Raw genomic sequence first — 7,089 nt, forward strand, 5'->3', positions numbered from 1 at the left:
TTTTGTCCCATATTGAAAACATGATAGACAAAAAAAAAGAAACCTCCCTTCCAGTATTGGTAGATGCCCTAAAGGAGGAAATATCAGAAATTGATAATGAAATCTCATTATTGAGAAATAAAAGAAACACTCTTATGGCAATTTTGCATGCAAAGAATGCGGATTTGCTTAAATTTAAAGGAAAACGTTTAAAACGAATTTCCCAAAACAGGGCAGATATTAGCTTAATTATTAGTGATTATTTATCAAATTCTTCTAAAGAGGAAAAATGTAGCTCTATTATTCTTCATGTCAAAGACTCAGGATTTAATATAAATGATTCTACTCTTAGGACTTATCTATCCTACATGCGAGAAGATGGTGTAATAAAACCTGGTTCCAGAAAAGGATATTGGATTAAAACCTAGAAAATAATGGTTTTTATGTCCTATATGACATTTGTCGTGGAAAATAAGACAAAATATGGGGCTTTAGATCCGACAAAAACCCGTTCCCAGCATCTCAGACACAACAAACACGATGGCACTTAAAACCAGAGCTATAGCCGCTCCCGCCTCGTCCAAGGCGCGCTGCAGAGCATGCGCGGACACTTGGGAGCGATCCGGAGACCTTCGATCCATTCACGCAGCCATTGCACGCCGCACGGCATCAGGCTCCCGCCAGAGCACCCGAAGCAGGGTCTGTACTGCGGGATCCAGACGAACCCGCCCCTGCTCCCAGTTCCGCCAGGTCGCGACCGGCACGCCCGCTAGGGCCGCAATATCCTTCTGGGTCAGCTTCAAGTGACGCCGCACGGTTGCCGGTGACGGAGCAGCCAGCCCAGGAAGCTCCCCCTCCGTGTCATCTTCCTTGGCCTGACGGTCAATGTCGCCGTCCGTGGTCGCGTTCACTCGCGTCCAGTCGATCGTAGAAGGGCGGGCCTTGATCTCTGCCAGTGTCATTCTTGCCATTTGATCCACTCCTTCCGGTGCATTTTCCGGGCTGAGATGATCCGGAAGCAGTCGCCCCGGATCGTATAGACGACCATGAACGGGACGCCTTCAATCAAGCCTGCGGCCCTGATGCGGGGCTCGCCATAATCTTTCCGGTCATCCGGCTTCTGAAGCAGCGGCCCCGCAAAAATGACCAGCACATCCGCAAAAATGAATCCGCGCTCCTCGAGACAGGCATCGCTTTTCGCGTCATCCCATTCAAACGCGATCTGAGGTCCGGTCATGCGTTTTTATACGCTGCTAGCGTACAAAATACAACACTTTTGACGCTTTTCGATGGCGGACCTGGTCAAACAGAAATCCTCCCTGACGACTCTCATCGTCTCATGCTGACGCCAAAAGATCGTGCCGCCATCGTGTCAGAGGTCGTTGCACGGTCGTGTCCCCATCGTGGCAAGATCGTTGCAGGTTTTTTCCTTCTCCATACACAAATGCAAACTTTCAGTTTGTGCATCACATAGAGCACTAGTGCCAGTCGCTATCGAGCATGGCCTGATGCTGGAGTTTGAGGGTTACGGCCTCCTGCCGGATGACCTCAAGGGTCTCTTCGGACACCAGACGTTTCCAGACATCCCCGTCCCGGTCATAGACCCATCCGGACGCTTTCATGCTGTTCCGCACGGCGGCCGGAGGCGTCACCGGAAAGCGTACCAGGTATGTGAACGGCACGAACTCCAAAGGCTCCTCCCGGGCCTCCTGCTCGATCTGACGGCCCCGGTCGCGGAAGGGGGCGACGGCTTTCTGAAAGTCGTCTTTGTCATCCTCGTGGATCCAGACATTCATCTGGACCAGGCCAAGCGCTTTGCGGCGCTGGCGGACGGCGTGCATGGTCTGTCGGCTCATGAGGGGCACTCCAAAATCTGTTTTGAAGACTTTAGCACTAGTGCTCAGTGAGACGCACAACTGAAAGTTTGCATTTGTGTATGGAGAAGAGAAAATCCTGATATCGAGGTGATACTCTTGTGATACCGACCTGATACCGTCGCGATACTCTTCTGAGACCCTCTGATATCGACCGATCCCGCGCAGCGAACGGTATCAAGCAATCCGTTCTAGTGTCTGAGAATGCCCATTCTCAGACACTAGAACTGTTCCAAACCGGCAGTCGTGATCTCGCACTTCACTAAACTGCCGGGGTCAGCAAGGCTCCACCTTGGTGAGTGGAGCACTCATGTTATTTTTTGGTCGATTGAATATACTTCAGAAGCTTAATGCCATCAGACAAATGAATCAGCGTCTTCAGAAACGGTATATTGCGCCCAAGAATTGATCTTATTTCAGATGCCTTAATAGGATTGTCGAGAATTGTATAATTTTCCAGTTTCTGGAAGTGACTTTTATCTTGTGATGGATCGCTTTTTCTATTGGAAATTTCTGTTACCCCGTTACTTCTTCCATAAGAAACAATTCCTTTTCCATTTTCATAAAGAAAAACGACATCATTTTTTTTGATTTTATCAATATAAAACATCCATGGATCACAGAATGCTTCTGCAAGCCCATTGTTAACCATTCTATTATGATCTTCGATGTTATTTCCCTTATTAGTATTCAAAATAAAGAACTTAGCCTCATCTGAGGCCGTATCAATATTTGAAATATCTTCATCATCTTCAAGAGAAAGAGAATCGATTTCTTTTTTTACTTTTTCAAGTTCTGGAGAAATGAGCTTGAGAACCGTCTCATTTCTGGAAATATTGAGAAATTCAGCCAAGCCATCGACTTGCGCAGCCATTTCTACAGGCATGCGGACCGTCATAGAGACTTGATCCTGAGAAGATGCTTTTTGTGTCTTCAACATGGAAATGAGGTCAGAGCTAGACATTTTAATTCTTCTTTCATTTTGATTCTTTTTAGAATCTTTTTTGAGGTTTTATTCCTCATGAAATGACTAAAAACAAAAAATATATTTCGTCAATGAGAAATCGAATTTTAGTCATAATATATTCTCGGTACGCCTTCAGACCGCTGCCGATCATCTGGCCTTGGCGGCCCGGTCTCCCGCCACGTTGCGCGCCTATCGCACCGACTGGGCGGCCTTCGTTGCCTGGTGCCGCACCCAGAGTGTCACGACGCTCCCCTAGAAGGGATGGCTCCAAAACCGTTTTTAGTAGAAGTCAGCGCGCCTTTCTGTTACATGTAACGGAAGGAGAAACGCCATGACCCCTGTTGCTATCCGCGTCCAGAAGCGCCGTGACACCCTTCGCAAGGCCGGGCTGCGCCCCGTCCAGATCTGGGTGCCCGATACACGCACCCCGGGCTTTGATGCGGAATGCCAGCGCCAGGCGCGTCTGGTAGCCGAGGCAGACCGGCACGATCCCGCATTGATGTCCTTTCTCGAGACCACTGCCAGCGATCTCGACGGATGGGACGCATGAATCGAGGAGACTTTGTCACCGTTGCTCTCCAAGGCGATCTGGGCAAACCCCGGCCGGCTCTGATCGTTCAGGCGGACCGTTTCGAGACGACCGCCTCCGTGACCATTCTCCCTGTCACCAGCACCCTCATAAACGCGCCCTTGCTCCGCCTGTCGGTAGCCCCGGACGAGCGGAACGGGCTGCGCAAAACGTCCCAGGTGATGATCGACAAACCCAGCACGGTCTCCCGCGACAAGATTGGCCCCACCTTCGGGATCGCCAGCGATACCGTCATGCTTTCCGTCAATCGCGCTTTGGCGCTGTTTCTCGGTCTGGCCTGAAGGGCCAGTGACCTTACAGCCGCTTTTCCCCGAGACGATTCCGGCGGTTCTTCAGGACGCCTCTGACCGCTTGATTCTGGCGGCCCGGTCTCCCGCGACATTGCGCGCCTATCGCACCGACTGGGCCGCCTTCGTCGCCTGGTGCCGCACCCAGGACGTCATGGCGCTACCCGCTCAGCCCGAAACCGTCGCCGCCTGGATCGCGTCGCGTCTGGAGCAGGGTCGCAAAGCCGCGACACTGGCCCGTGGGGTGGCGGCCGTGTCCTGTGCGCATGAGCTGGCGGGGTTCGAGAGCTTCAGCCGCTCCCGTGTCGTCCAGGACGCGCTGCGGGGCATGCGACGCACGCTTGGCACGGGCCCAACCCGCAAAGCCCCTACAACCGTGGAGCTGCTGCGCCGGATGCTCGATGTCCAGCCTGACACGCTGATCGGTCGGCGCAATCGGGCGCTTCTGGCCCTGGGCTTTGCCGGGGCCTTGCGACGGTCTGAACTGGTGACGCTGGAGGTCGGGGATCTCGTACCCCAGGAGGGCGGCGCACTACTCACGGTTCGACGAAGCAAAACTGACACGGACGGGGCCGGTCAGACGATCGGGATTCTGAACGGCTCCACCATCCGGGCGCTGGAGCATCTCTCGGCCTGGTGCGATGCGGCCGGGATCACGTCCGGTCGGCTATTCCGGTCCGTAGACCGGCATGGCCGGATCGGCGGGTCGCTGTCAGATCGATCGGTGGCCCGGATCATCAAGACAGCCGCCGAGGCCGTGGGGCTCGATCCGGAGCGCTTCTCGGGGCATTCGCTGCGCGCAGGGTTCATCACTTCCGGAGCAGAAGCCGGTGCCGATGCGCTGCTGATCGCTGAAACCTCGCGGCATCAGAGCCTCGATGTGCTGCGCACCTATGTCCGGCGCGCCTCGCTACTGAAGTCCCATGCCGGACAGCGGTTTCTGTAACCCTAGCCAAACGGCCACCACCAGCGCCGTCGGGGATACGCCTTATCGTAACGGCGTATCCCCTTTGTAGAGTACGCGTAGTACCCGTCCGATAAGGCTTTGTGGTCGTGACTGTGCAATGGGTTTTTGGGGCAAGGACTGTGCCCCAGGTAATGGCGTTTTCTGAGCTTCAAGAGTGGCCAAACGCTCACGCAGAATAGCATTCTGCTCCTGACTCTCCAGAAGTGCTGTGGTCAGATCTTCTATTCTTTGGGTCTGCTTGACCGTAACGCCCGTCAGGTTTTCGATCGTATCCCTTAATGTCTCTAAAGCTTGGTTTTTTGAGGGTTTTGCAGGGGGTACGGTTGTTTCCATCCGTTCCGTATCCTCGGGCACGAGAACACGGACCATTCCGTCATTGCCTCGCCCACGCTTCCATCCGGCACGCCGAACCCGCTGCTTGGCGGCGGGAACAGTGATGCCCCATTGTTCGGCAAGCTCCTGATAGGTGTAGCGTTGTCTGGTCATGCGGTCATCCAGATCCAAAAAATACGCTTAAACGATACAGTCGTATCCTTGGCGTAGCTATGTTGTATCCCGTCGAGCCTTAGCGAGTAAGACTGTTGCCCCGTCCGGGGCAACACATCTTGCCTATTCGCTTTTTAACTGAGAGGGCCCTATTCGGCCCTAGATGGCCTCAAGGGAGAATCTCTAGGGTTTCGGGCTAGGTGAGGCCGTCTCGGGCCATTCAGGGCCAAGTCGGGCCGAGATGAAGGGATAGTCTTTCGAATAGCTCCTTCGTCTTGAGCCTTTTGAATGTGCGTCTAAGGGGAAATCTTAGCGTTAGAACTTCAACTCGGGGACCAGGACGCGATCAGATCGAGCCAGTCATTCTTGGAGCGTGGTTTTTCAAAGAAAATATCTCTTTGAAAATGGGGTTCGCTGTCATTTTGACAGTTAGAGGAAAATCGGAGTTTCCGGCGAGCAAGAGCCTCTTTGAGACGCCGTGTCGCATGCGCTGCCGCAGCCTTGGCCTGTTCCAGGCTGATTAAAACCAGTCGGTAGCGGTTGGGGCCATTCACAACGCGACCTGAGCGTCGCATACGCTGGCGGGTCCGCTCCACCAGACCAAGGCTGTAAGCAGTTTCCAGCGCCCGAATGACGGTTCTGGTGCTGCATCCGGCACGGGCGGCAATACTTTCATGGGAGGGAAAGAGACCGCGGTTGCCTTCGAAGCTGGCGAGGGCCTGAAGGACGAGATGTGTCCTGGCGGTGATCTGACGGGCTTGGGTCAGGGTCCAGATCTGGGAAGCAAAAGAAGTCATGGCCTGATCCTTCTCAGGCGAGACACTTCCCCGTGCGGCTAATCAGACATTGAAACCGATACCGGCCGAGTCTATTATAAGCACATCGGATGCCTAAGCGGGCTGAATCGCTTCTGCATCTGCCTCGCCGGGCTAGAGCGAGATTCGAAGGGGGCAGCCTTGCCGGGCTGTCCCCTTCATTGTTTTCAAGCATACTGATGGGTTTGGAGCTTATTGTCTAGGTTTAGCGTAATGCGCTTTCCTGATCACTCAGAACACATCAGATAACCGCTTGCTCCGCGTGAGAAAGCTTGGTCGCAGATGAATGTGCGATCTATTTTCAGCTTTAGGTATATGGGGCGAGTTTGATAATTCAATCGCTGCCCAAGCTATCTCTGACCAAGGAGATTCTGGTGAGCGCTAAAAAAGCTCTTCCAGACAAGAGGCATTATAAAAAAAGTTGCCTCGAATTAGGGGAGCCATATCACAAAAGGGTGATATATGTCTCTAGTTCTCTATTTGTTCCACCTAACTGTTCAAACAATCCTTGAGAAATCCGATATTTCACTGTAACATACACCGTATGCGCCGTGACGTGGCAGCGTCACGCGTATGCAGACGGTATGAAAATATCAAATCTAAACAGAAAGGAGGTGTTATGAGTGAGTAAGTTTCAAATCTGTAATCTTGGACTCAAGGCAGTCTACTACGTGGCTCGAATTTGGCTCTTCATCGATTTTCATTAATCGATGATTTTAAAAGGTCCTTTCCCTGGCAGGGGATTGGGCCTTTTTTTTGATTTCCTTTCAAAATCATTTCTGATCCGAGTTGAAATCAGAACGATTCGGAAGGAATCACTTCGGTAAGAAGCTTTATAAAGGTGAGCGCAGCTCAAAGCAATCATTTTTTATGTCTTGACCTAAATGTTGTTTTAATGATAGCTGCATGGAACAGCAGCTATCATTAAAACAAACTTATACTAAACCAAAACACACCAAAAATAATTTATTGTTTTCAATAGCTTTTTTTGAAAATGTCTTTTTAATTTTTGAATTTTGTCCCATATTGAAAACATGATAGACAAAAAAAAAGAAACCTCCCTTCCAGTATTGGTAGATGCCCTAAAGGAGGAAATATCAGAAATTGATAATGAAATCTCATTAT

General features: G+C 51.7%; 10 protein-coding genes. 4 read left to right on the forward strand and 6 right to left on the reverse strand.

Going from position 1 to position 7,089, the window contains the following annotated elements:
• On the forward strand, positions 1-407 hold a 407-nt coding region (locus HKD28_RS15310; protein WP_194269076.1), incomplete at its 5' end, for a hypothetical protein.
• Positions 408-620: 213 nt separating this feature from the next.
• Here the strand turns inward: HKD28_RS15310 and HKD28_RS15315 are convergent.
• The 4 genes from HKD28_RS15315 to HKD28_RS15330 form a co-directional block, all read right to left on the reverse strand.
• Positions 621-950, reverse strand: coding sequence for a helix-turn-helix domain-containing protein (locus HKD28_RS15315; protein WP_194269077.1), 330 nt, complete (start codon positions 948-950; stop codon positions 621-623).
• Entirely contained in the window at positions 938-1,216 is a 279-nt protein-coding gene (locus HKD28_RS15320; RefSeq protein WP_194269078.1) for a BrnT family toxin, read from the reverse strand. Before HKD28_RS15320 ends, HKD28_RS15315 begins: the two co-directional genes overlap by 13 nt.
• Positions 1,217-1,457: 241 nt before the next feature.
• Complete coding sequence (locus HKD28_RS15325; protein WP_194269079.1) at positions 1,458-1,835, reverse strand: hypothetical protein; 378 nt, start codon at positions 1,833-1,835, stop codon at positions 1,458-1,460.
• 331 nt (positions 1,836-2,166) lie between these two features.
• The gene (locus HKD28_RS15330; protein ID WP_194269080.1) at positions 2,167-2,817 is read right to left on the reverse strand and encodes a hypothetical protein; all 651 of its coding nucleotides are present in this window, start codon (positions 2,815-2,817) and stop codon (positions 2,167-2,169) included.
• Between the two features lie 334 nt (positions 2,818-3,151).
• Between HKD28_RS15330 and HKD28_RS15335 the strand changes: the two genes are divergently transcribed.
• From HKD28_RS15335 to HKD28_RS15345, 3 genes are read left to right on the forward strand one after another with little or no spacing between them, the layout of a single operon-like run.
• The gene (locus HKD28_RS15335; RefSeq protein WP_194269081.1) at positions 3,152-3,370 is read left to right on the forward strand and encodes an antitoxin MazE family protein; all 219 of its coding nucleotides are present in this window, start codon (positions 3,152-3,154) and stop codon (positions 3,368-3,370) included.
• Positions 3,367-3,690 carry a type II toxin-antitoxin system PemK/MazF family toxin gene (locus HKD28_RS15340; RefSeq protein WP_194269082.1) on the forward strand — a complete coding sequence of 108 codons (324 nt, stop codon included), beginning with the start codon at positions 3,367-3,369 and terminating at the stop codon, positions 3,688-3,690. Before HKD28_RS15335 ends, HKD28_RS15340 begins: the two co-directional genes overlap by 4 nt.
• A 7-nt stretch (positions 3,691-3,697) precedes the next feature.
• A complete protein-coding gene (locus HKD28_RS15345; RefSeq protein WP_328750837.1) occupies positions 3,698-4,642 on the forward strand; it encodes a site-specific integrase in 945 nt (314 codons plus the stop codon).
• 42 nt (positions 4,643-4,684) lie between these two features.
• On the opposite strand, the gene HKD28_RS15350 is transcribed toward HKD28_RS15345, so the two are convergent.
• Both HKD28_RS15350 and HKD28_RS15355 read right to left on the reverse strand, forming a co-directional pair.
• Positions 4,685-5,149, reverse strand: a complete 465-nt coding sequence (locus HKD28_RS15350) for a hypothetical protein (protein ID WP_194269083.1) — start codon at positions 5,147-5,149, stop codon at positions 4,685-4,687.
• 323 nt (positions 5,150-5,472) lie between these two features.
• Complete coding sequence (locus tag HKD28_RS15355) at positions 5,473-5,946, reverse strand: helix-turn-helix domain-containing protein (protein WP_194269084.1); 474 nt, start codon at positions 5,944-5,946, stop codon at positions 5,473-5,475.
• Between the last annotated feature and the right edge of the window lie 1,143 nt (positions 5,947-7,089).

The sequence above is a fragment of the Gluconobacter cadivus genome (assembly GCF_015244745.1).
In the GTDB taxonomy this organism is placed as follows: domain Bacteria; phylum Pseudomonadota; class Alphaproteobacteria; order Acetobacterales; family Acetobacteraceae; genus Gluconobacter; species Gluconobacter cadivus.